This is a genomic window from Janthinobacterium tructae (assembly GCF_006517255.1).
In the GTDB taxonomy this organism is placed as follows: domain Bacteria; phylum Pseudomonadota; class Gammaproteobacteria; order Burkholderiales; family Burkholderiaceae_D; genus Janthinobacterium; species Janthinobacterium tructae.
Genome location: NZ_CP041185.1, coordinates 4,844,998 through 4,866,922, shown reverse-complemented (window position 1 = coordinate 4,866,922; position 21,925 = coordinate 4,844,998). Strand labels below are relative to the sequence as shown.

Genomic DNA, 21,925 nt, shown 5'->3' with positions numbered 1-21,925 from the left:
CTACTCGCTCAGGCGTAGGTCGGATTAGGGGCGCAGCCGCGTAATCCGACACCCCCACACTCCAATTACTCAGTCAAACGGCACGGGCCGCGGCGTCGTGTCCGACGATGGCGGCAGGATCGGCAGCACGAGCTGCGGCTGCTTGCCCGTCAGGGTCTTCAGGAAAGCCACCAGCTTGGCATTTTCATCGGGCGTAAACGTGCGGCCCAGTTGCAAACGGCCCATCACGTCGACGGCTTGCGTCAGGGTGGCCGCTTCGCCATCGTGGAAGTAGGGATACGTCAATTCCACGTTGCGCAGGGTCGGTACCTTGAAATTGAAACGGTCGGCATCCTTGCCCGTCACGGCCGAGCGCCCTTGCGCCGTCATCGCCGTTTTATACGGTTCCACTACGCCCATCTTCTGGAAGGTGTTGCCGCCCACGGCGGGACCGTTATGGCAGGCGATACAGCCGCTCGATTTGAACAGCTGGTAGCCGGCCAGCTCGTCTTTCGACAGTGCGCTTTTCTTGCCCATCAACCATTGGTCGAAGCGGGAACCGGGGGTCACCAGCACTTCCTCGAAGGCGGCGATGGCGCGCGTGACTTGCTCGATGGTCAATTTATCCTGGCCGAACACTTGCCGAAATTCCGAGCGGTAGGCGGGAATCGAGGCCAGCACGTCGATGGCCAGCTCGTGCGTAAAAGCCATCTCGCCCGGATTGGCGATGGGGCCGCCCGCCTGCTCCTGCAAATCCTTGGCGCGGCCATCCCAGAATTGCGCCACGTTCATGCTGGAATTGAGCACCGTGGGTGAATTGATGGGCCCGCGCTGCCAGTTGTGGCCTATCGAAGTCTTGATGTTGTCCGTGCCGCCCATGCTCAGGTTATGGCAGCTATTGCAGGAAATAAAGCCCGAGCGCGACAGGCGCGGGTCGAAAAACAGTTTCTTGCCCAATTCGACCATCGCCGGATTGGCCACCTTGGCGGCAGTGATCGGCTGGATCGGTTCCTTGTCGGCGGCGTGCAGCACACCGCCGAAGGCCAGGCTGGTGATGAAAAGGAAGGGTGAGAGGGTGCGGCGCATAGTCTAACTCCTGGAAACATTCCCGAATCGGCGGCACGCGCCGGCGCGGGAATGCAGCGCACCGGCCCGGTTGCCACCCGTACATCGCTAGTTGGATGTTGATTTATATTAACTTTGACTGCTTGGCAATGAAAATGACGGGGATCAAGGATAGTCCAGCGCGCGAATCGCGCTTGCCATTTGGGCAAGCGTGGCACATGATGAAGGCATGCAAACACCAACCTACTCCGTCCTACGCGCCGCGTGCGCCGCCATCCTGCTGCTGGTCACCAGTGCCTGCGGCAGCGCCCCCGCACAAGATGCGCCGCCCGCCCCCGGCAATGCCAGCTTGCTGGCGCAAATCCAGGCGGAGGTGGGCGCCGCCGCCTGCGATTCCACGCAGCAATGCCAGACTATCGCCATCGGCGCCAAGGCCTGCGGCGGACCCGAGCGCTACCTGGCCTGGTCCAGCAAGGACTATGACGGCAAGAAACTCAAGGCACTGACCCAAGCGCAAGCCGAGGCGAGCCGCAAGCAGCAGCAGGCGGACGGCATGATGTCGACCTGCTCCATCGTCACGGACCCGGGCGCCACCTGCGAAGCGGGACGCTGCGTGCTGCAAAAGAGCGGCCTGGGCGGCAGCTCGGCGATGTAAAAAAAGCCGCTGAATCAGCGGCCTGGGGGGTTCTGCAACAGGTCAGGACTGCAGCTGCAAGGTCTTGATAATTTTGCTTTCTACCTTCTCGCCCGCGCCCGAGGTGGCATTCTTGCTTTCCTTGCGCAGCAGCAATAAATGGTCGCCGCTGACGCCATACTGGCGCGTCTCGTCCGTCTTTTGCGTAAAGCTGATGACGACGAAAGCGCGCCCGCTCACGTCAAAGTGGAAATGGCTGGCCAGCGGCGTGCCGTCGGCGGCGATCCACACCTCGATGCCGCCTTCGAACTTCTTCACATACTTGCGGTCCTTTTCCGGCACCTTGTCGAGCGACAAGGTAAAGCTGAGCAGGCGCGCCGGCTTGCCCTTGTAGTTATCCATCTTCTCGCCGCTGAACACGGCTTCCTCGATTTCGCGCGACAGGGCGTCCGCCGCCGACACCATGGAACGCAGCTCCGTCGCCTTCATTTCTCCCAGCGCAAAGCCGATCGGCGTCTTGACCTTCGGATCTTTCACCCTGGCACGCTGCTCGGCTTCCACTTTCGCCAGCACCTCCTTACTGTAGAGCACCTGCAAGCCCGCCGGCCCGCCCTCGACAGCCACCGTGGCCTGGCCGCTATCGTCTTCCGCCGTCTTGCCCTCGCCCTCGCGGCGCCAGGTTTTCGATTCGACCTGCGCCTTGATCGGCATCTGGCCCTGCAAACGCGCCAGCGCCGCATTCAGATCAGCCAGGCCATCGGCCCGCGCCGTACCGCAAAACAAACTGAACAAGCCCACAGCCGCCAGGCCTTGCACTCCCATACATCGCTGCATCGCCACATCCCTTCAGGTCATACAAGGATGCCAAAACACCATGTTTTGGCCATCTGTTGCATTTGAACACAGCTAGCTCTGGTCAGGTGGAAAGTCTTTCTGCTATAATTCGCCGCCTTGGCCTGGTAGCTCAGTCGGTAGAGCAGAGGATTGAAAATCCTTGTGTCGGTGGTTCGATTCCGCCCCGGGCCACCAAGAATTCAGCAGTACATAGCAAAAAAGCCACCTTCGGGTGGCTTTTTTGTTTTCCTTTGCACAAAACTTCCCTCACCCCACCGCTGTGTACGCAAACGTACGGACAGCCGCCGCCCAAGAGCCCATGCTGCAGGCAGACCACACACCCTTCCCGCCGCCAGCGCCCTGCGCGACGCGGCAGACGGGTCGCCTGGTCAGCTCTCCCCGCCATACCGCCATGCGAAACTCGCGCCCGACGCCGTCGAGCCGTTCCGTACATAACGGCACACTGCCAAAGGATGCATCATGAAACCTACCCTGATATTGCTCGCGCTCGCCTCTACCCTCGCCTTGACCGCTTGCCAGCGCGAAACGCCACCCGCGCCTACCGTCGTGCAAGTCGTTCCCGGCCCTGCCGGCGCGCCTGGTCCTGCCGGCGCTACCGGTGCCAAGGGCGCTGAAGCCCCTGCCGGCGCGACGGGTGCCACCGGCGCCACGGGCCAGACCGGCGACAGCGGCATGCAAGGCAACGATGGCGCCAAGGGCGACGCTGGCACTGCTGGCGATGCAGGCGCCAAAGGCGACACGGGCGCCAAGGGCAAGACGGGCGATACGGTGATTGTCGTTCCACCACGCTAATCCGAGCGACTCCGGACACCACAACGCCAACCCCTGCGGTTGGCGTTGTGCGTATGCGCTGTACCGCACAGTAACATCGGCCGCATCAGCCTATCCTGTCCCTATTCAATGGGAGATATCGCATGCTGACGATCATACTGATGGTGGCCCTGCTGGGCCTGCTTGCACTGTTCGCGCCCGGCCCCGTGCGCCGCGCCCTGCTTGCTCCGCGCCTGCTGGCCCTGTTCAAGCGCATCCTGCCAACGATGTCCGACACGGAACGCGACGCCCTCGAGGCAGGTACCACATGGTGGGATGCCGACCTGTTTTCCGGCCGGCCCGACTGGACAAAACTGCTCGCGTATGGCCGCGCCACACTCACGGCCGAAGAGCGCCACTTTCTTGAGCATGACGTCGAGCGCCTGTGCGAATTGGTCAACGACTGGGAAACGCAGCAGCAACTCGACTTGCCACCGCAAGCCTGGGCCTACATGAAAAGCCAGGGTTTCCTCGGCATGATCATCCCGAAACAATATGGCGGCAAACAGTTCTCCGCCTACATGCATTCGCAGGTGGTGATGAAACTGTCGAGCCGCTGCTCGGCGCTGGCTGTCAGCGTGATGGTGCCCAATTCGCTGGGACCGGCCGAACTGCTGCTGCACTACGGCACCGACGCCCAGAAAGATTACTATCTGCCGCGATTGGCCGCCGGCACCGAGATTCCCTGCTTTGCCCTCACCAGTCCGTATGCGGGTTCCGACGCGGCCGCCATTCCCGACCTGGGCGTGGTGTGCATGGGCATGCATGAAGGGCGCGCCACCCTGGGTTTCCGCCTCAGCTGGAACAAGCGCTACATCACCCTGGCGCCCGTGGCGACCTTGCTGGGCCTGGCATTCCAGACCAGCGACCCCGAACATTTACTCTCCGACAACGATGCACCGGGCATCACCTGCGCCCTGATCCCCGCCAGTCACGACGGCGTGGTGATCGGCCGGCGCCATCACCCATTGAACGCCGCATTCCAGAACGGCCCCACGTCCGGCAACGATGTCTTCATCCCCATCGACTGGGTCATCGGCGGCCAGGCGCAAGTGGGTAAAGGATGGCGCATGCTGATGGAATGCCTGGCGGCGGGGCGCGCCATCTCTCTGCCCTCGTCCAGCGTGGGCATGGGCAAGATGGCCGTGCGCGGCACCGGCGCGTACGCGGCCGTGCGGCGCCAGTTCAACATGCCGATCGGCAAGTTCGAGGGGGTGCAGGAAGCGCTGGCACGCATGGGCGCCAACCTGTACCTGATGGACGCGGCCCGCACCCTGGCCGCGCACGCCGTCGACCTGGGCGAAAAGCCGGCCGTCATTTCCGCCATCGTCAAATACCACGTCACGGAACGGGGACGTGCGCTCGTCAATGACGGCATGGACATTCTCGGCGGCAAGGGGATCTGCGTGGGGCCGAACAATTTCCTCGCCAGCGCCTACCAGCAAATCCCCATCGCGATCACCGTCGAAGGCGCCAACATCCTCACGCGCAGCCTGATCATCTTCGGCCAGGGGGCCATCCGCGCGCACCCGTATGTACTCAGGGAAATGGCCGCCGTCAGCGAAAGCGACTGTCGCAAGGCCGTGCGCGATTTTGACGCTGCCTTCTTCGGCCACGTAGGCTTTGTGCTGGGCAACCTGGCCAGAGGGCTGTGGTACGGACTGGGCGGCGCGCGCCTGGCGGCCGTGCCCGACGCCGGCGCGCCCGCACTGGCCCCCTACTACCGCGCGTTGACGCGGCTGTCGACGGCGTTTGCCGTCATGACGGATATGTCGATGTTCGTGCTCGGTGGCGAACTCAAGCGCCGCGAACGGCTGTCCGCGCGCCTGGGCGACGTGCTGGCGCAGCTGTACCTGGCTTCGTCCGTGCTGAAGCGCTACGAGGACGATGGCCGTTTGGCCGCCGACCTGCCCTATGTGCACTGGTCGCTGCAAGATGCGCTGGTCAAGGCGCAGCAGGGCTTGACGGGCGTGCTCGACAATTTCCCCGCGCGCGTGCTGGCCGTGCTGCTGCGCACCTTGCTGTTCCCGTTTGGCCTGCCCCATCGTCCGCCGTCCGACGAACTGGGCAGTGAAGTGGCGCTGGCCCTGCAAACGCCGGGCGCCGACCGCGAGCGCCTGCTGGCCGACGGCCATGTGGCCAGCGACGCGGCGGATCCCGTGGCTTGCGCCGAGCGGGCACTGGCCTTGCTGCCCGACGTGCTGCACATCGAAAAGCGCCTGAAAGATACGCCCGAAGGCGCGGCCCTGCGGCACCTGCCGCAAAGCCTGTCCGCCATGCAGCAATGGCTGGCTGCAGCCAAGGCGGCAGGCACCGTCAGCGGCCAGGATCACAATACCTTGCTGGAATACGCGCGCCTGGTCGATGGCTTGATCCAGGTCGACGATTTTCCACCGGCCGCGTCGCTCGCAGGCCGCGCCTTTGCATACGGCGCCGGCGGCAACAGTCCTGCGGGCGGCAGTCTCGCGGCATAGGCAGGACGCTCCTCACAGGGCCAGGCTCTCGGACGATACCGCCCAAGACCACCAGGCAGTGCCTGACCTTCAACAGTGCCAGCCCTCCGGTTGGCACTATCATTTTGACAACATGCTTTTCCTTGCCCGCGCCTGTCTCACGCAGGCCGATGAAGCTGCGCATAAAAACAGATAGTGATAGTTGCATTTATTGTTAGCAATTTTACCAATAATAGTGTTATCTTGGTTGCAACGCCCACACGCGTTACTACGCTTTTCCACTATTCCTTGATGGAGGTTCATGATGTCTGTCACGTTCAAATCCACGTTGGTTTCCACGCTTGCCCTGACCCTGGCCTTAAGCCTTAGCAGCACTGCCTCAGCCGATGCATTGACTGAAAATTTCGATGAGGGCCTTCCCGCTGGCTGGACCGTGAACAACCTGAGTTCGCCTGCAGGTTCGACCAGCTGGTTCCAGGGCAACCCAACGGTGTTCGACGCGCATCAAGGCGCAGCCAACTCCTATCTGGCAGCCAACTTCAATAATGGCAGTAGCGTGTCCGACATCAGCACCTGGCTGATCTTGCCCACCTCGACTTACCGCAATGGCGACACGCTGTCCTTCTTTACCCGCACGGAGGATATGTCGTTCTTTCCGGATAACCTGGAAGTGCGCTTCAGCAATGTCGGCGGTACCGATGTCGGCAACAGCGCCGGCAGCGTGGGCACCTTCTCGACGCTACTGCTGAGCGTAAACCCGAGCCTGGGCCTGTTCGGCTATCCGGAAACGTGGACGCAATACAGCGTTACCTTGAGCGGCTTGTCGAACGCGACCACTGGTGCCCTGGCCTTCCGCTACCTGGTGGGCGACGGCGGTCCGAATGGCAATAACTCGAACTTCATCGGCATCGACACCGTGAACATCACCTCCGCCGTGCCGGAACCCGGCACGTACATGATGCTGGGCATGGGCCTGGGCATGCTGGGCTTCCTGCGCATGCGCAAACGCAAGCAGCAGGCCTGAGTCACCAAGCAAGGATTTGCCAGCGGCAAGTCCTTGCAAGGCCAGCCTTGGCGTCCATGCCAGCGACGGCAGGGCCGGCGCCGTGCCTTTCGCCCTGATGGCCCAAGGGCACCCCGGCTGGAAGTCGGCGGGCGCAGGATGCCAATCCCTTGACCCAAGGCAAGGCAATCTGGCGCCAGCCCGCATAGAATGGCCGGCTTTGCCCCTCGCCCATGCGCCACGCTCCCGAACTTCTCCTGCCTGCCGGCTCACTGGCCAAGATGCATGCCGCCTTCGACTATGGCGCCGACGCCGTCTACGCGGGCCAGCCGCGCTACAGTTTGCGCGTGCGCAATAACGATTTTTCAACCTTGCAAGCCTTGCAGGAGGGAATTGATGGCGCGCATGCGCGCGGCAAGCAATTCTTTGTCGCCAGCAACATCTTCGCCCACAACGCCAAGCTGAAAACGTATTTGCGCGACATGGAACCGGTGATCGCCATGCGCCCGGACGCGCTGATCATGGCCGATCCCGGCCTGATCATGATGGTGCGCGACAAGTGGCCGGAGATTCCCGTGCACTTGTCGGTGCAGGCGAATGCCGTCAACTGGGCCGACGTGAAGTTCTGGCACCGCATGGGCCTGACGCGCGTGATTCTGTCGCGCGAACTGTCGCTCGACGAAATCGAGGAAATCCGCCAGCGCTGCCCGGAAATGGAGCTCGAGGTGTTCGTCCACGGCGCCCTGTGCATCGCCTATTCGGGCCGCTGTTTGCTCTCCGGCTACTTCAATCACCGCGACCCGAACCAGGGCACCTGCACCAATTCCTGCCGCTGGGATTACAAGGTGAAAAATGCCTCGGAAGACGCCAGCGGTGACCTGGGCGGCATGCAGGTGGTGCCGCTGGAATTTCACCAGGCGCTGGCCGAGGCCGACAACAATGCGTTTTCCGCCCTGCACCAGCAGCCGCGCCACCCGCTGGCCGACCAGCCCTACTTTATCGAAGAAGCCCAGCGCCCGGGCCAGCTGATGCCTATTCTCGAAGACGAGCACGGCACTTACATCATGAATTCGAAGGACTTGCGCGCCGTCGAGCATATCGAGCGCCTGGTCAAGATCGGCGTCGATTCGCTGAAGGTCGAGGGCCGCACCAAGTCGCTGTACTACGCGGCGCGCACGGCGCAAGTCTACCGCCAGGCCATCGATGACGCCGTGGCGGGCCGTCCTTTCGATATCAGCCTGCTGGGGCAGCTGCAAGGCCTGGCCAACCGCGGCTACACGGACGGTTTTTACCAGCGCCATCACACGCAAACGCACCAGAACTACATGCGCGGCGCGTCCGAGGCGGACCGCAGCCAGTACGTGGGCGACGTGCTGGGCGTGACGGACGGCTGGGCCAGGGTGGAAGTGAAAAACCGCTTCGCCGTGGGCGACCGCATCGAGGCCCTGCATCCGGGCGGCAACCGCGATTTCACCATTGCCCGCATGCTCAGCGATGATGGCAAGGAGATCCAGGTCGCGCCCGGCAGCGGCCACTTCGTGCACATCGAACTCGACGGGGCGCTGGACAAGGCCTTGCTGGCACGCTATTTGTAACCGCCAGTCTGCTGCGCGGGGTGATGAGCCAGTATGCAAGTGTTTGATTTGACAAGTAAAAATCCGCACATCGCCGCTTAAACAATTTGTTTAAGCCTCAACATTGCTATACGATACGGCCACCCTGCGCCCGGGGCCGTTATCGGAACCCGGTGCGTCCCTGACACGTTCACCGGAATCCCCGATGCCACCTGCCACTACCGCCCTCATCACCAACGACGCCGTCGTCCTCGGCCTGCTCGCCATGACCCTGGGGGCCGTCTTCTGGACAGCCTCCCGCGCGGACGGCTTCTGGAAAAAGTTCTATACCTATATCCCGTCGCTGCTGATGTGCTACCTGATCCCGGCGCTGCTCAACACCTTCGGCATCATCGACGGCAACGCCTCCGGCCTGTACGCCGTGGCGCGCGACTATCTGCTGCCCAGCGCGCTGGTGCTGCTGTGCGTGGCCATCGATTTCGGCGGCATCATCCGCCTCGGCCCCAAGGCCATCATCATGTTTCTCACAGGAACGCTCGGCGTGATGCTGGGCGCCCTCGTCTCGTTCGAAGCCTTGCGTTTGATCCACCCGGAAACGGTGGCGGGCGACACCTGGCGCGGCATGACCACCGTCGCCGGTTCGTGGATAGGCGGCGGCGCCAACCAGGCGGCCATGAAGGAAGTGTTTGAAGTCGATGCCACGCTGTTCGGCCAGTTCGTCGCTGTCGACGTGCTGGTGGCCAACGTCTGGACGGCCGTGCTGCTGTTCCTGGCCGGCCGTGCGGGGGCCTTCGACCGCTGGACCGGCGCGGATTTATCCGCCATCAATGCGCTCAAGGACAGCATCGAAAGTTATCGGGCCCAGCACGCGCGCATCGCCACCCTGACCGACATCATGATCATCCTCGGCGTGGGCCTGGGCGTGACGGGCCTGTCGCACTTCCTGGCCGGCCCCATCATCAGCTGGATCGCCACCCTGCCGGCCGAGTGGCGCTTGCAGGATTACAGCCTGACATCGAACTTCTTCTGGATCGTCGTGCTCGCCACCACCTTCGGCCTGCTGCTGAGCTTTACCCGCGCGCGCAGCCTGGAAGGCGCGGGCGCCTCGACCATCGGCTCGGCCATGCTGTACGTGCTGGTGGCCACCATCGGCATGCACATGGACTTGAAAGCCCTGTTCGACAAGCCTTTCCTGTTCCTGCTGGGCCTGATCTGGATCGCCGTGCATGGCGGCCTGATGCTGCTCGTCGCCAAGCTGATACGCGCGCCCCTGTTCTTCATGGCCGTGGGATCGCAAGCGAACATCGGCGGCGCCGCCTCGGCCCCCGTCATCGCCAGCGCCTTCCACCCATCCCTGGCGCCGGTCGGCGTGCTGCTGGCCGTGCTCGGCTACGCGCTGGGCACCTATGGCGCCTACATCACAGGATTGATCTTGCGCAGCATGGCGGGGTGACGCTCCTGGCAGCACAATGACGACAACGCCAGCCTTCGGGCTGGCGTTGTCGTTTACCGCTCGCATCGTCCGCAGCGTCCTGAAAAATCCCCAAAATGTAGCAGAAACCCCTCAAAACCAAATTTCCGCACCATTTTTGTGCGAAATCTGCGATGATAGTTGCCCAAATAACCGATTACCTCCATGGAATTCTGATGAAATACGCATCTGCTCACGAGTATGTCCAGCATGTCGCCGCACGCAATCCAGGTCAACCCGAGTTTCTGCAAGCCGTCACCGAAGTCATGGAGAGCTTGTGGCCGTTCCTGGAACAGCACCCGAAATACGCGGAACAAGGCTTGCTGGAACGCTTGATCGAGCCGGAGCGCGTGGTGATGTTCCGCGTCTCGTGGGTCGATGACCATGGGCAAGTGCAAGTCAATCGCGGCTACCGCATCCAGCACAGCATGGCCATCGGGCCGTACAAGGGCGGCATCCGCTTCCATCCTTCCGTGACCCTGTCCGTGTTGAAATTCCTCGCCTTCGAACAGACGTTCAAGAATGCGCTGACCACGTTACCGATGGGCGGCGGCAAGGGCGGCGCCGATTTCGATCCGAAGGGCAAGAGCCCCGGCGAAGTGATGCGTTTCTGCCAGGCCTTCGTTAGCGAACTGTTCCGTCACGTGGGTTCGGACACGGACGTGCCGGCCGGCGACATCGGCGTGGGCGGGCGTGAAGTGGGCTACATGGCCGGCATGATGAAAAAACTCAGCAACCGCGCCGACTGCGTGTTCACGGGCAAGGGCGCCAGCTTTGGCGGCTCGCTGATGCGGCCGGAAGCGACGGGCTACGGCACCGTGTATTTTGCAGAGGAAATGCTGAAAACGCGGGGCCGCTCGTTCGAAGGCATGCGCGTCTCCGTGTCCGGTTCGGGCAACGTGGCGCAGTACGCGGTAGAAAAAGCCATGGCCATGGGCGCGAAAGTCATCACCGTCTCCGATTCCAGCGGCACCATCATCGATGAAGACGGTTTCACGCCGGAAAAGCTGGCCATCCTGATGGAGGTCAAAAACCATCTGTACGGCCGCGTCAGCGATTACGCCGAACGCACGGGCGTGCGCTTCGAAGCGGGCGTGTCGCCATGGCATGTGCCGGTCGACATCGCCCTGCCCTGCGCCACGCAAAATGAATTGAACATCGACGATGCGCGCACCTTGATCGCCAATGGCGTGCAATGCGTGGCCGAAGGCGCCAACATGCCCACCACCATCGAGGCAGCCAAGGCCTTCGAGGCGGCTGGCGTGCTGTATGCGCCGGGCAAGGCCAGCAATGCGGGCGGCGTGGCGACTTCCGGCCTGGAAATGAGCCAGAACGCGGCCCGCATTTCCTGGCCGCGCGAAGAAGTCGATGCGCGTTTGCTGCAGATCATGCAAGGCATCCATGCCGCGTGCAGGCAATACGGCACGCGTCCTGACGGCACCGTCAGCTATGTGGATGGCGCCAATATCGCCGGTTTTGTCAAAGTGGCCGATGCCATGCTGGCGCAAGGGGTGATTTAATCATCGGCCAACGATGTTGTCGGATTACGCCGCCTTGCGCCTAATCCGACCTACGCCGACCTACAACATTTCGGGCTTCATCAGGCTCTTGCGGCTGATCGTGCGGCCCGACACCATGAACTCGCCGTTGCCCCGGTAGTGCAGGGTTTCGGGCAGCTTGGGCGAGGTGGCCACGTGGGCTTTCACGCACTCGAAGATGAAGAAGCCGCCCTTCGGATTGCCCGCCACCTGCGCCAGCTTGCATTCGAAGTTGGCGTAGCACTCGGCGATCAGCGGTGCGCCCACCAGCTCGGCCGGCTGCGGCGTCAGGCCGAAGGCGGTGAATTTGTCCGTGTCTTCGCCGCTGCAATTGCCGATGGCGACCACCTGGTCGACCATGTCGGCCGTGGGCAGGTTGATCACGCATTCCATGCTGCGCTTGATCATTTCATAGCTGTGGTTCGCATCGGAAATGAAGCAGCCCAGCAACGATGGCGTAAATTCCATCAGCATGTGCCAGGCCATGGTCATGACGTCGCTCTCGCCCTTCCACGTTGAACTGACCAGCACCACCGGCCCCGGTTCGAGGAAGCGTCGGATATCGGCGACGGGATAATCTTCTTTGTGGTAATTTTTCATCTGGTCTCCAGGACGCGGTACGCCATAGCATAGCCCAACGGCGCCGCGCCGGGCGCGCGGCTGTCATCCGCGCCGCGATTTGTGCCGTTCATCGCAAATTTCTCCCCAATGGAGATGTTGCACAATAGAATACACTGATCAACTACTCAAGGAAACCGCCATGCGCCCTCTGTTCCTGTTGTCAGTCCTGTCCCTCGCCTGCCTCTCCACCCTCGCACATGCCGACGAGCAAACCCGCACGGTAGCCGCCTTCAACGCCATCGACATCCGCGGCCCCATCAGCATCGAAGTGGAATCGGGCAAGGAGCAAAGCCTGCTGCTGCGCGGCGACCAGAAATTCCTCAGCGGCGTGATCACGGAAGTGGTCGATGGCGAGCTGAAAATTTCCATGAAGGACAAGGACATCAAGAAGACCGAGGGCGACCCGCGCATCATCATCACCATGCCCACCTTGCGCAAGCTGATCGCGGAAGGCGCGGGCGAGAAGATCCTGACCAAGCTCAATGGCCCAAGAGTCGACATCAGCTACAAGGGCGCGGGCCGCCTGGCCGCCGATGGCCAGGTCGACTGGCTGCGCCTGAAGGCACAGGGCGTGGGCGAAGTCGATACGAAAGCCTTGCTGGCGAAAAACGTCGATGTGAATTTCGAAGGCATCGGCTCCGTCAAGGTGTATTCCTCGGGCGAACTGAACGCCGTGGTGCGCGGCATGGGCGAACTGACGTATTACGGCAAGCCGAAGATCGTGCACAAGTCGATCGCCGGCATCGGCAGCGTCAACGCAGCAAAATAAGATCCCCTGAAAAAAACAAGGCCATCAGGCCACTGGAGACCGCATGACCGCAATACCCGATACCCAAGACAACGCACCGCTGGTGCTGCGCGAAGAGCACGATGGCCTGGTCACCCTGCGCCTGAACCGCCCCCTGCAATTCAATGCCCTGTCGGAAGCCATGCTGGCGGCGCTGCAAGAAGCGTTCGATACCATCGCGCAGCAGCCGCACGTGCGCTGCGTGGTGCTGGCCGCCGAAGGCAAGGCCTTTTGCGCGGGCCACGACTTGCGCCAGATGCAGGCCACGCGCCAGCTTGACTATTATCAAACCCTGTTCGCGCAATGCTCGCGCGTGATGCAAGCCATCCAGGCCTTGCCCGTGCCCGTAATTGCCCGCGTGCACGGCATCGCCACGGCAGCCGGCTGCCAGTTAGTCGCCAGCTGCGACCTGGCCGTGGCGGGCGCGTCCGCCCGTTTTGCCGTCTCCGGCATCAACGTGGGCCTGTTCTGCGCCACGCCATCGGTGGCCCTGTCGCGCAATGTGTCGCCCAAACGTGCCTTCGACATGCTGGTGACGGGCCGCTTCATCGACGCCGATACGGCCGCCGACTGGGGCCTGGTCAATGAAACGGTGGCCGACACGGCGCTCGACGAGGCCGTGGCGCGGCTGGCGCAGCAAATCATGGCAAAAAGCCCGACAGCCATCCGCTACGGCAAGGCCATGTTCTACCGGCAGCGCCAGCTGCCGCTGGACGACGCGTATGCGTATGCGGGCGACGTGATGGCACGCAACATGATGGAAGAGGATGCAAACGAAGGCGTGAGCGCCTTCCTTGAAAAACGGACGCCCAGCTGGGCGCGGCCTTGAGTACCTGACCGAACCTACTGCGCGTCGGTATAGGCAGCCTGCGATGCTCACCGTACTTTAGTACGGTTGCGCTTCTCGGCTACCTCTCCCTTCCGCTCGCTACGGTTCTGTCAGGAACTCTGGACTTCCTAGTCTTAACGATTGTCCTTCATCTGCTGCTGGACGGAAAGACTCAAGGTACCGAGGTCTTCCTTGCCCAGCAGCGGCAGTTGCGCCAGCAGCTGCATCAGGGCCGAGCTGCCCGTCACGTCCAGTTCGGACGACTGCACCAGCACCGTGCCGGCGCCCGTGAAGTCGATCTGCTTTTCCTCGCCCGACAGGGTAAAACCCGTGAGTGCGCCGGCGGCCGAGGCCCAGCCCTGCACGTGGGCGTAATCGTAGTGATACGAAGGGCTGGGGCAATCGGCCCAGCCCAGCACGGCCTGCTCGTCCACGCGGCACGGCAATTCCAGGAAATGCACGGGGCCGTTCGACGAGGCGATCACTTTACCGGTGCCTATCATCGTCAGGTAGCCGGGCAGGGTCGATTCCTGGCAAATCACATCCTTGGTAAAACCCAGCAGGTTTTTCGCGCGGATGGTCATGTTGGCGTTGTCCAGGTCGTAGCACGCCAGGTCGTTGCCGTTATCGCCCAGGATCAACTGGCCCTGGCCTTGCGCCACGACAAAGTGGTGCACATACTTGGGCGCATTGAAGGCATTGCGCACGATCAAGTCGAGCACACTGCTGCCCATGGCTTCGAAGCGCAGCTCGCCATAGAAGGCGATCATCTTGCCCTTGCGAATGAATATCTGTTCCTTGACGTCGATGACATACGAAAAACGGTTCAGGTTATCGTTCTTCGGCAAGGTATCGGGGTTGTAAATCGTCATGGCTTACCTTTCGCTCGCTTGGATGTAGACCGTGCCCTGGCCCGTGAACTTCACCTGGTAGGATTCGCCGGACGCCTGGCCGACGAAGGTTTTCCAGTTCAGGTCCGTGACGATGGTCGAGCTCAGCTGGCCCGTGTGGCCGATATATGCTTGCGGGTCGACAAACACGGGCACGTCCGACGTGACGGGCAAGCCAATGGCATTGCCGTCCGACAAAATCGCCACTTCGCCCGTGCCTTGCAAGGTGGTGGTAAACAAACCCTGGCCCGAGGCCATGCCGCGCACCACGCCCTGGACGCCGCCCTGGTTGCCGAGGAACATGGTGCCGGCCGTCAGACGCGCATCGAAGGCCAGCAGGGAGTCGCTTTCCACATAGAACGTTTCGCCGCGCACGGGCACGATGGTAACGAACAGACCGCCCTGCGCATAAAACACGCTGCCCGTGCCGCGCGCCGACATCAGGGCATAACCCTCGCTCGTGACGGCGCGCATGGCCAGGCTTTGCACGCCCTGGCCGGCCAGGAAGGAGCGGCTGAACGCCACATCGCCCTGGTAAGACACCATGGCGCCCTTGCGGGCAAACACTTCTTCATTGCCGAGTTTGACCTCAAGCATCTTTTCATTGATCTGCTGATAGACAGGCATCGCGGGTCCTCGCTGACTTAACGTTCGGCGGGCTGGATGAACACCACGCCCTGGCCGGTGAATTTATGCTGGTACGATTCGCCCGAGCTCTGGCCGATCATGGTGCGCCAGTTGACATCAAAAACGAATTCCTGGCGGATATCGCCCTTGAAGCCGACGAAGGCGTCCGGGTCCACGCGCAGCGGGTGCGCGGGCGTCACTTCCAGCATGATCAGGTTGCCGCGCGAAATGACAGCCAGGTTGCCATGGCCTTCGACGGTGGTGGAAAACAGGCCCTGGCCCGAGCTGGCGCCGCGCAGGCCCGCAAAGCTGGTGCCCGTCTTCAGACTGGTGTCGTAGGCCAGCAGGCTGCTGCTTTCGATGGTCAGCTTTTCGCCGGCCAGCGCCATGACGGTGATCTCGGCCGCATTCTGCGCGAAAAACACCGTGCCGCTGCCTGAAGCCTGCATCAGCTGCATGCCTTCGTTCGTCACCTTGCGCTTGAGCGCGCCGAAGATGCCCTCGCCGCCGAGCAAGGATTTTTCAAATTTGATGCTGCCCGTATAGGCGACCATGGCGCCGGCAATCGCCAGCACTTTTTCATCCTGCAGGCGCACTTCCAGCAGGCGGTCGGTATTGGTGCGGAAACTGGTCACGCGCGACTCCCCAAGAATGCCAGGGCACAAAGCCATGGCTATCCGACAAGATACCGATGGCTTTGCCGGCGCGCAAGCGCTATTCCTCCCGAACGGGGATGAGTGAATAAAAAAAAAGGCGTGCCCGGAGGCACGCCTTGCGTTCACGCAAAGAACGGCTTATTCAGCCAGCACCGGCCTGGCGCCGCGTGCGTTCTGGAACAGCGGCACGGGGTCATTGGTATTGACCTCGACCACCGTGACGCCCTGCACCACGCCGCCCACCTGGTAGCCGACGGCGCCCAGGTGGCGCTTGCCTTCGGCCAGGTTGGACCAGCTCAGTGAGACAGTCGCCGTGCCGCCCGTGTAGGCCGTGCCCGGCATCAGCGCCTTGAAGCCGCCATTCGACAGGCCAGGTGCCAGCACCCACGACGACAGGGTGTAGTCGGCCTGGCCGCCTTGCGGCGCGTAGCCGATCACGCACACCTTGTAGGTGCCAGCGGCGGGCAGGCGCAGTTCCACTTGCTCATTGGAACCTTCATTGCCGCTGCTGCCGACCAGCACATTGGCGGCGTTGTAGACCTCCATGTCCATGTCGGTATTTGCACCGCCCGTCGTTTCCGCGTCGTAGGTGGCAAAGCGCGCCGCCAGAGTGCTGGCCGGAATCACTACGCTGTGCACGTTCACGCCCGTGGCGCCGCCAGCCTTGCAGGCAGCCGATGCGGCAGCGCCGGTCACTGCCTGGCCGATCGTGCGCGCCTGGCGCACGGCTTCGACGAGACCCGACTTGACGCCCACCAGCGCGCCCGTGAAGCCCGTGCCCAGGGTCAGCACCTTGCTGCCTGTGGCCGCTTCGCTGCTGACCAGTGGAATGGCGGCCAGCGAGGTGCCGCGCGCCGTCAGCGGGCTACGCACCGTGTGCGTGCCATCGCTCCAGCTCAGGGCGCCGTAAGTCCAGGTATTGGCCGGCGCCGTGGTGCGCGTCAGCTTGACCTGGTACTGCGCCCTGGCGCCCGGCGCCAGGCTCAGGCTGGTTGGCGTCACCGCCACCGTATAGCCGGGCAGGCTGGCCGAGACGTTATAGACGGCGCTGCTGGTGCCCACGTTGGTCACCGTGCGCGTCAATGTTTGCGTGCCCAGTACGTTGGCCGCCGTCAGTGACGCCAGATTCAGGTTGTAGGCGGCGATGCTGCCGATGGCCTGGCAGGTGGCGGCAGTGTAGACCTTCAGGTTCAGACCGCACAGGAAGCGCGCATAGTCGATTTCCGACACGTCGTACACGAGGCCCGGATCGGCCGCGCTGTTCGGCGCGATGTGGCCGGCGCCCTGGCCCCACGGCAGCTGGCCCGAGTTCTTCGCCGTGGCATCCCACGACACGGAACCGTTCAAGCCATCCGAATACGTGCTGAACGCCGTCGTCATCAGCGCCGACTTGATGGCCGCGGGCGACCAGCTCGGATGCTGCTGCTTGAGCAGCGCCGCCACGCCGGCCACGTGCGGGCTGGCCATCGAGGTGCCGGAATAGAACTCCCACTCGGCCGACGGCGCCACGCCACCGGCCGCCACGGCATCGCGCTGCGCCAGGGTCAGGTCGGCCGTCACGCCGGCCAGCACGTTGGTGCCGGGCGCCGAGAGATCCGGCTTCAGGATGTTCGCATTGGCCACGTTCGGCCCGCGCGAGGAACGGTCGCTGACGATGGGCGCCTGCACCGTGGTGTCGGGGATGGTATGGATTTCGCCCAATGCCGCCGTGCCGTCGGGCGTCACCGCCATGAAAGCCTTCAGCGCGTCGCCTTGCACCTGCGCCAGGTGCACGGTCGACAGCACATGCGCCTGGTTGATGATGGTGTTGACGCCACCGGCCACGTTGGCGATGATCACGCCCGCCGCGCCCGCCGTTTTGGCATTCGCGCTCTTGTTGACCAGCACGTTACCGCCACGGTCGCACACGAGTATCTTGCCCGCCACTTTCGCCGGGTCCAGGTAGGCCGAGGTGGCATCGGCCACGCCGAAGCAGCGCAGCAGGTTGACATCCGTCGGCAACACGCCGGCCAGGCCCGCGTCGCGCGAGCGGATCAGCGGCAGCGCCGGCGTCTTCGCATTGCTCGATGCGCCTTCCAGCTTGCTGCCGTTGCTGAGGATGACGTTGGCCGCGTACAGGCGGTTGTGGGTGGAATTGGCCACCGTCGCCAGCCAGGGGCTGATGTGCGACACCGGCGCCGGCACGTCGGGTGCGGGCGTGGCCGGACCGGAATTGCCGCCCGACGTGGCGACGAATACGCCCGCCGCCGCCGCACCGAGGAAGGCCACTTCCGTCGGCTCGTCGAAGGCGCCGCCGCCCGCGTTCGGGCCGATGGAGAAGTTGATGACGTTGACGCCATCCTTGACCGCCTGATCGATGGCGGCCACGCTGTCGGCCGTGGCGCAGCCGTTGCGCCCCGTCGAGGCGGCCGTCCAGCACACTTTATAGGCGGCGATGCGGGCACGCGGCGCCATGCCCGACGCCTTGCCCAGCGACACGCCGTTCGAGGTGGCCAGGGCGCCATTGTTGCCGCCTGCCGTGGACGCCGTATGCGTGCCATGGCCGCCGTGCCCCGTCGGGCCGGCGACGGAATCGCGCGGCGATAAAAATTCCGTCCAGTGCAGGGCCGATGTGGCGGCGCGGTAGTAGCGCGCACCGATCAGCTTGTTGTTGCAATTCTCAGCGGAAAATCCCTCGCCTGTCTGGCACGTGCCCTGCCAGCTGGCCGGTGGCGCGCCGTACACGACGTTGTTGCCATTGTGGCTGGGCACGCCGTTCTCGTCGAGGCGGTCGGCAAAGGCCGTGTTCTCTGGCCAGATGCCGCTGTCGACGATGCCGATGATGATGTCTTCACCCGCGTGCGCCTTGCCGCCCAGCTGCTCCCAGATACCGCCCGGCTTGTCCAGGCCCAGGAAGCTGGGCGTGTAGCTGGTGTCGAGTTGCAGGATGGAGTCGGCGCTGATGCTGGCCACGCCGCTGTTTTTCTTCAGGGCCCGCACTTCATCGTCCGTCAGCAAGGCAGAAAAGCCGTTGAAGACGACGCTGTACTGGTGCGTGATTTCCGCCGCACTGACGGTACCGGCCACGGCGGCCTGTTTGGTGTCGAGGTAGCTCAGGTAGGCCTGCACATCGGCGGCGCCCACGTTGATGCGTGTCCCCGGCGCCGGCTTGGTGGCGGCCAGGCCATTGACCTGGCCCGTGTAGGTGGCGGCCGGCTTGTCGACCAGCTGCACGATGTAGGAGCGGCGTTCCTGCGCCTGCGCCGCTTGCGCCAGGCTGGCGGCCAGCAGGAGGATACCGAGCGAGACGGGACGTAGTTTCATCTCATGCTCCTTGCACGGTGGAAGCTGCGAACTTGCCCGCGCGGCGGCGCGACAGCATGCCGATGGCGCCAAGGCCGGCCAGCATCAGCATGTAGGTCGACGGTTCCGGCACGGCGCTGATATTGATATTGTCGAGCGCGAACTGGCCCTGGTTAAAGGCGGGGAAATCGAGGGAATTGCTGCACGCGCCCGTCTCGTTGAAGATGCAGGCGTTGAAGGTCAGGCCCGTGAAGGCGTAGTTGCCAAAGCCGCTGAGCAGGGAAGCGCTTTGGAAATGGTAATTGCCATCGCTGCCCTGGCCCGGAAACGCCCACGAAGTGCTGATTACCTGGCCGTTGCTGAGGGTGCCGCTCAGCTGCAGCTGGCCCCACTGCATGTCGGGCAGGCCGGACACGGGCGCGATGAAGGCATAGTCGAAACCGGCCAGGGTGAATGCCTGGTGGTCGGCACGCGAGAAGTTCACGCCGCCATCGTTGAGGATGGCCAGGTAGTTGCCGCTGGCGCCTTGCGGGCAGGCGGCGATATCGCACGACGATACCACGCTGCCATCGAGGATGGCGCCCACGCCGCTGATGCCGCCGCCGGCCGCCGTGGTCGGGTCGGCCAGGAACAGCAGATTGTAGCTCGACGTATTGAGCGTCTGGCCGCTTTCATAGATATCGGGACGCAGCGTGTCGAAGCTCAGTACGCTGGCCATGGCCGGCGCCGAAGCCAGCACGGACAAGGTGGCCAGCGCGGCAAAAACGGTGGAGCGACCGCGGGTAGCGGGCGGATTGACGCTGGCGGGCGATACCCGCGCATGTGATAAACGTTTCATTCTATTCCCTTGTATGTTGTGGATAGATAGGTCGACAGGTCTGGCGCCCGCTTTCAGCTTTTTGACAAAAGTGTCAACAAATATAGCAAATCGCATAAAACAAATATCATATTTTTAATATCATTTATTTATTTTTTATCTAAGTCCACGAAACTTTGTTTTGTTTTATCTATGAAAGATTGAGCAATCTCAACGTTACATTTGAACCACAACGCATCACGCGATTGACGTGCGCGCCAACGGGCCGGCCCGACTTCAGATAAGCTCGAAAACCGCGCTTGCCGCGTCGTCCTCTGCGTCACATCGCGGTACACCTGTTCCATCCTGGAACAGTGCCTGGTCTGCCGGCGCTCCGTCAGACGCCCCCTGCGCCCCCAGTGCCGATGGCATGAAGCTTGCACAACAAGGGAATCGACCGTGCTCAGGGAGCCGCATCATGGAACACTATCAACTGGCCGGCAGCGGCCGCTCAGGCACGCGGCCGGCCTGGCGCAGCATCGTGTGCTGCGCGCTGGCGCTGGCTTTTTTCCTGCTGGCCGCCAGGCTGGACCTGGCCGAACGGCTGACGCGCGTCCTCTGGCGCCAGGAGCACTGGCAACTCGATGAATTGGCCCTGAGCCTGCTGCTGCTGGTGCTGGCGCTGGCCGGCTTTGCCGTCTGGCGCGGACGCCAGGTGGCGCTGCTGCTGGCGCAAAACCGCGCGCTCACGCAGCGCCTGCTGCACGCGCAGGAAGAGGAACGCTGCGCGCTGGCGCGCGAGCTGCACGATGAAGTGGGTCAGGACTGCACGGCCATCCGCGCCGCCGCCAGCTACATCCTGCGCGCGCGCGATGGCGACCAGGCGAACGTGCAAGCCTGCGCCGCCAGCATCGCCCGCTCCGCGGAAGCGCTGCATGCGATGGTGCGCAGCATGCTGCACCGGCTGCGCCCGCCCGTGCTCGACAGCCTTGGCCTGGAAGCGGCCCTGCAGACGCTGTGCGACAGCTGGGCCCAGCAGCACGACATCGCCTGCCGTTTTACGCCGCACGCCATCCCCGCCGACCTCGACGACAGCATCGCCACGGCCATCTACCGCCTGGTGCAGGAAGGCTTGACGAATGTGGCGCGCCACGCGGGCGCCGACCAGGCCACCGTGGAATTGCGCGCCGATGCGCACGGCTTGCTGCACCTGGCCATCGAAGACAATGGCCGGGGCTTGTGCCAGGACAGGCAGCAGGATCCCGGCTTCGGCATGTTGGGTATGCGTGAAAGAGTCGCCGGCCTGCGCGGCCATATCCGCTGGATCAGTGCGCTGGGCAACGGCTTGCGCATCGAAGTGGCGCTGACAGCACGGTGCGCGGCATGAACGCCATACACAACGCCCTGCAGCCGATCCGCGTCATGCTGGTGGACGACCATCCGGTGGTGCGCACGGGCTACCGGCGCCTGCTGGAACAGGGCGGCGACATCGCCGTCGTGGCCGAGGCAGGCAATGGCGAAACGGCGTATGGCCTGTACCTGGAGCAGGCGCCCGACGTGTGTGTCACGGATCTGTCCATGCCCGGCATCGGCGGCCTGGAATTGCTGCGCAAGCTGCTCGCGCGCGACGCCGCTGCCCGCGTGCTGGTGTTTTCCATGCACGACACGCCGCAGCTGATCGCGCGCGCGTTTGACGGCGGCGCCTGCGGCTTCGTCAGCAAGCAGGCAGACCCGGAACACCTGGTCGCCGCCGTGCGCGCCGCCCACGCAGGCCGGCGCTACCTGGACCCGCACAGCGCGCCCGGCGTGCTGCAGGGCACGGCCAGCATGGAAGCGCAGCGCTTGAGCAGCCTGAGCCAGCGCGAATTCGAAATCTTCCGCCTGCTGGCCGAAGGCCGCAGCGCCGCCGACTGCGCCCGCCTGCTGCACGTGAGCAGCAAGACGGTGGCCAACCACCAGACGTGCATCAAGGAAAAGCTCGACGTGCCCGGCCCCGCCGCCCTCGTCCATCTTGCCCTGCGCAACGGCATCATCGAGCAGCGCCAGCTTTGACAG

At 63.4% G+C, this 21,925-nt stretch carries 19 protein-coding genes and 1 tRNA gene; 12 read left to right on the top strand and 8 right to left on the bottom strand.

The window, feature by feature from the left end; all coding sequences use genetic code 11:
- Positions 1-69: 69 nt before the first annotated feature.
- Positions 70-1,065, bottom strand: coding sequence for a cytochrome-c peroxidase (locus tag FJQ89_RS21360; RefSeq protein WP_141171623.1), 996 nt, complete (start codon positions 1,063-1,065; stop codon positions 70-72).
- A gap of 208 nt (positions 1,066-1,273) precedes the next feature.
- On the opposite strand from FJQ89_RS21360, the gene FJQ89_RS21355 reads away from it, so the two are divergent.
- Positions 1,274-1,699 carry a hypothetical protein gene (locus FJQ89_RS21355; protein ID WP_141171622.1) on the top strand — a complete coding sequence of 142 codons (426 nt, stop codon included), beginning with the start codon at positions 1,274-1,276 and terminating at the stop codon, positions 1,697-1,699.
- A gap of 42 nt (positions 1,700-1,741) precedes the next feature.
- Here the strand turns inward: FJQ89_RS21355 and FJQ89_RS21350 are convergent, their stop codons facing one another.
- Positions 1,742-2,500: a hypothetical protein gene (locus FJQ89_RS21350; RefSeq protein ID WP_243136179.1), complete on the bottom strand. Its 759-nt coding sequence runs from the start codon at positions 2,498-2,500 to the stop codon at positions 1,742-1,744.
- A 131-nt stretch (positions 2,501-2,631) separates the two neighbouring features.
- Between FJQ89_RS21350 and FJQ89_RS21345 the strand changes: the two genes are divergently transcribed.
- From FJQ89_RS21345 to gdhA, 7 genes are all read left to right on the top strand, one after another.
- Positions 2,632-2,707: transfer RNA gene (locus FJQ89_RS21345), tRNA-Phe, on the top strand.
- A gap of 285 nt (positions 2,708-2,992) precedes the next feature.
- Complete coding sequence (locus FJQ89_RS21340) at positions 2,993-3,325, top strand: collagen-like protein (protein ID WP_141171621.1); 333 nt, start codon at positions 2,993-2,995, stop codon at positions 3,323-3,325.
- Positions 3,326-3,447: 122 nt separating this feature from the next.
- Positions 3,448-5,817, top strand: a complete 2,370-nt coding sequence (locus tag FJQ89_RS21335) for an acyl-CoA dehydrogenase (RefSeq protein ID WP_141171620.1) — start codon at positions 3,448-3,450, stop codon at positions 5,815-5,817.
- Between the two features lie 412 nt (positions 5,818-6,229).
- Positions 6,230-6,820, top strand: a complete 591-nt coding sequence (locus FJQ89_RS21330) for a choice-of-anchor J family PEP-CTERM protein (protein WP_243136177.1) — start codon at positions 6,230-6,232, stop codon at positions 6,818-6,820.
- Between the two features lie 212 nt (positions 6,821-7,032).
- Positions 7,033-8,394, top strand: coding sequence for a prephenate-dependent tRNA uridine(34) hydroxylase TrhP (gene trhP / locus FJQ89_RS21325; protein ID WP_141171619.1), 1,362 nt, complete (start codon positions 7,033-7,035; stop codon positions 8,392-8,394).
- A 184-nt stretch (positions 8,395-8,578) separates the two neighbouring features.
- Positions 8,579-9,826, top strand: coding sequence for a DUF819 family protein (locus FJQ89_RS21320; RefSeq protein WP_141171618.1), 1,248 nt, complete (start codon positions 8,579-8,581; stop codon positions 9,824-9,826).
- Between the two features lie 194 nt (positions 9,827-10,020).
- Entirely contained in the window at positions 10,021-11,364 is a 1,344-nt protein-coding gene (gene gdhA / locus FJQ89_RS21315) for an NADP-specific glutamate dehydrogenase (RefSeq protein WP_141171617.1), read from the top strand.
- Positions 11,365-11,424: 60 nt separating this feature from the next.
- Here the strand turns inward: gdhA and FJQ89_RS21310 are convergent, their stop codons facing one another.
- Positions 11,425-11,982 (bottom strand): flavin reductase family protein, encoded by a 558-nt coding sequence (locus tag FJQ89_RS21310; protein WP_096233711.1) that lies wholly within the window; start codon positions 11,980-11,982, stop codon positions 11,425-11,427.
- 160 nt (positions 11,983-12,142) lie between these two features.
- On the opposite strand from FJQ89_RS21310, the gene FJQ89_RS21305 reads away from it, so the two are divergent.
- Together FJQ89_RS21305 and FJQ89_RS21300 are read left to right on the top strand one after the other, a co-directional pair.
- Positions 12,143-12,772: a head GIN domain-containing protein gene (locus tag FJQ89_RS21305; protein ID WP_070305483.1), complete on the top strand. Its 630-nt coding sequence runs from the start codon at positions 12,143-12,145 to the stop codon at positions 12,770-12,772.
- A gap of 43 nt (positions 12,773-12,815) precedes the next feature.
- A complete protein-coding gene (locus FJQ89_RS21300; RefSeq protein WP_141171616.1) occupies positions 12,816-13,619 on the top strand; it encodes an enoyl-CoA hydratase in 804 nt (267 codons plus the stop codon).
- A gap of 134 nt (positions 13,620-13,753) precedes the next feature.
- Here the strand turns inward: FJQ89_RS21300 and FJQ89_RS21295 are convergent, their stop codons facing one another.
- The 5 genes from FJQ89_RS21295 to FJQ89_RS28230 all read right to left on the bottom strand — a co-directional run bounded on the left by FJQ89_RS21295 (position 13,754) and on the right by FJQ89_RS28230 (position 19,912).
- Complete coding sequence (locus tag FJQ89_RS21295) at positions 13,754-14,491, bottom strand: AIM24 family protein (protein WP_141171615.1); 738 nt, start codon at positions 14,489-14,491, stop codon at positions 13,754-13,756.
- A gap of 3 nt (positions 14,492-14,494) precedes the next feature.
- Positions 14,495-15,136 carry an AIM24 family protein gene (locus FJQ89_RS21290; protein WP_141171614.1) on the bottom strand — a complete coding sequence of 214 codons (642 nt, stop codon included), beginning with the start codon at positions 15,134-15,136 and terminating at the stop codon, positions 14,495-14,497.
- Between the two features lie 17 nt (positions 15,137-15,153).
- Positions 15,154-15,807 carry an AIM24 family protein gene (locus tag FJQ89_RS21285; protein ID WP_141171613.1) on the bottom strand — a complete coding sequence of 218 codons (654 nt, stop codon included), beginning with the start codon at positions 15,805-15,807 and terminating at the stop codon, positions 15,154-15,156.
- A 123-nt stretch (positions 15,808-15,930) separates the two neighbouring features.
- On the bottom strand, positions 15,931-19,095 hold the full coding sequence (locus tag FJQ89_RS21280) for a S8 family serine peptidase (protein WP_141171612.1): 3,165 nt from the start codon (positions 19,093-19,095) through the stop codon (positions 15,931-15,933).
- Between the two features lies 1 nt (position 19,096).
- Positions 19,097-19,912: an NF038120 family PEP-CTERM protein gene (locus FJQ89_RS28230; RefSeq protein WP_243136175.1), complete on the bottom strand. Its 816-nt coding sequence runs from the start codon at positions 19,910-19,912 to the stop codon at positions 19,097-19,099.
- Between the two features lie 436 nt (positions 19,913-20,348).
- Between FJQ89_RS28230 and FJQ89_RS21270 the strand changes: the two genes are divergently transcribed.
- Together FJQ89_RS21270 and FJQ89_RS21265 are read left to right on the top strand one after the other, a co-directional pair.
- The gene (locus FJQ89_RS21270; protein ID WP_168208501.1) at positions 20,349-21,257 is read left to right on the top strand and encodes a histidine kinase; all 909 of its coding nucleotides are present in this window, start codon (positions 20,349-20,351) and stop codon (positions 21,255-21,257) included.
- Entirely contained in the window at positions 21,254-21,922 is a 669-nt protein-coding gene (locus tag FJQ89_RS21265) for a response regulator (protein ID WP_141171610.1), read from the top strand. The genes FJQ89_RS21270 and FJQ89_RS21265 overlap by 4 nt, the downstream gene beginning before the upstream one ends.
- Positions 21,923-21,925: the final 3 nt, after the last annotated feature.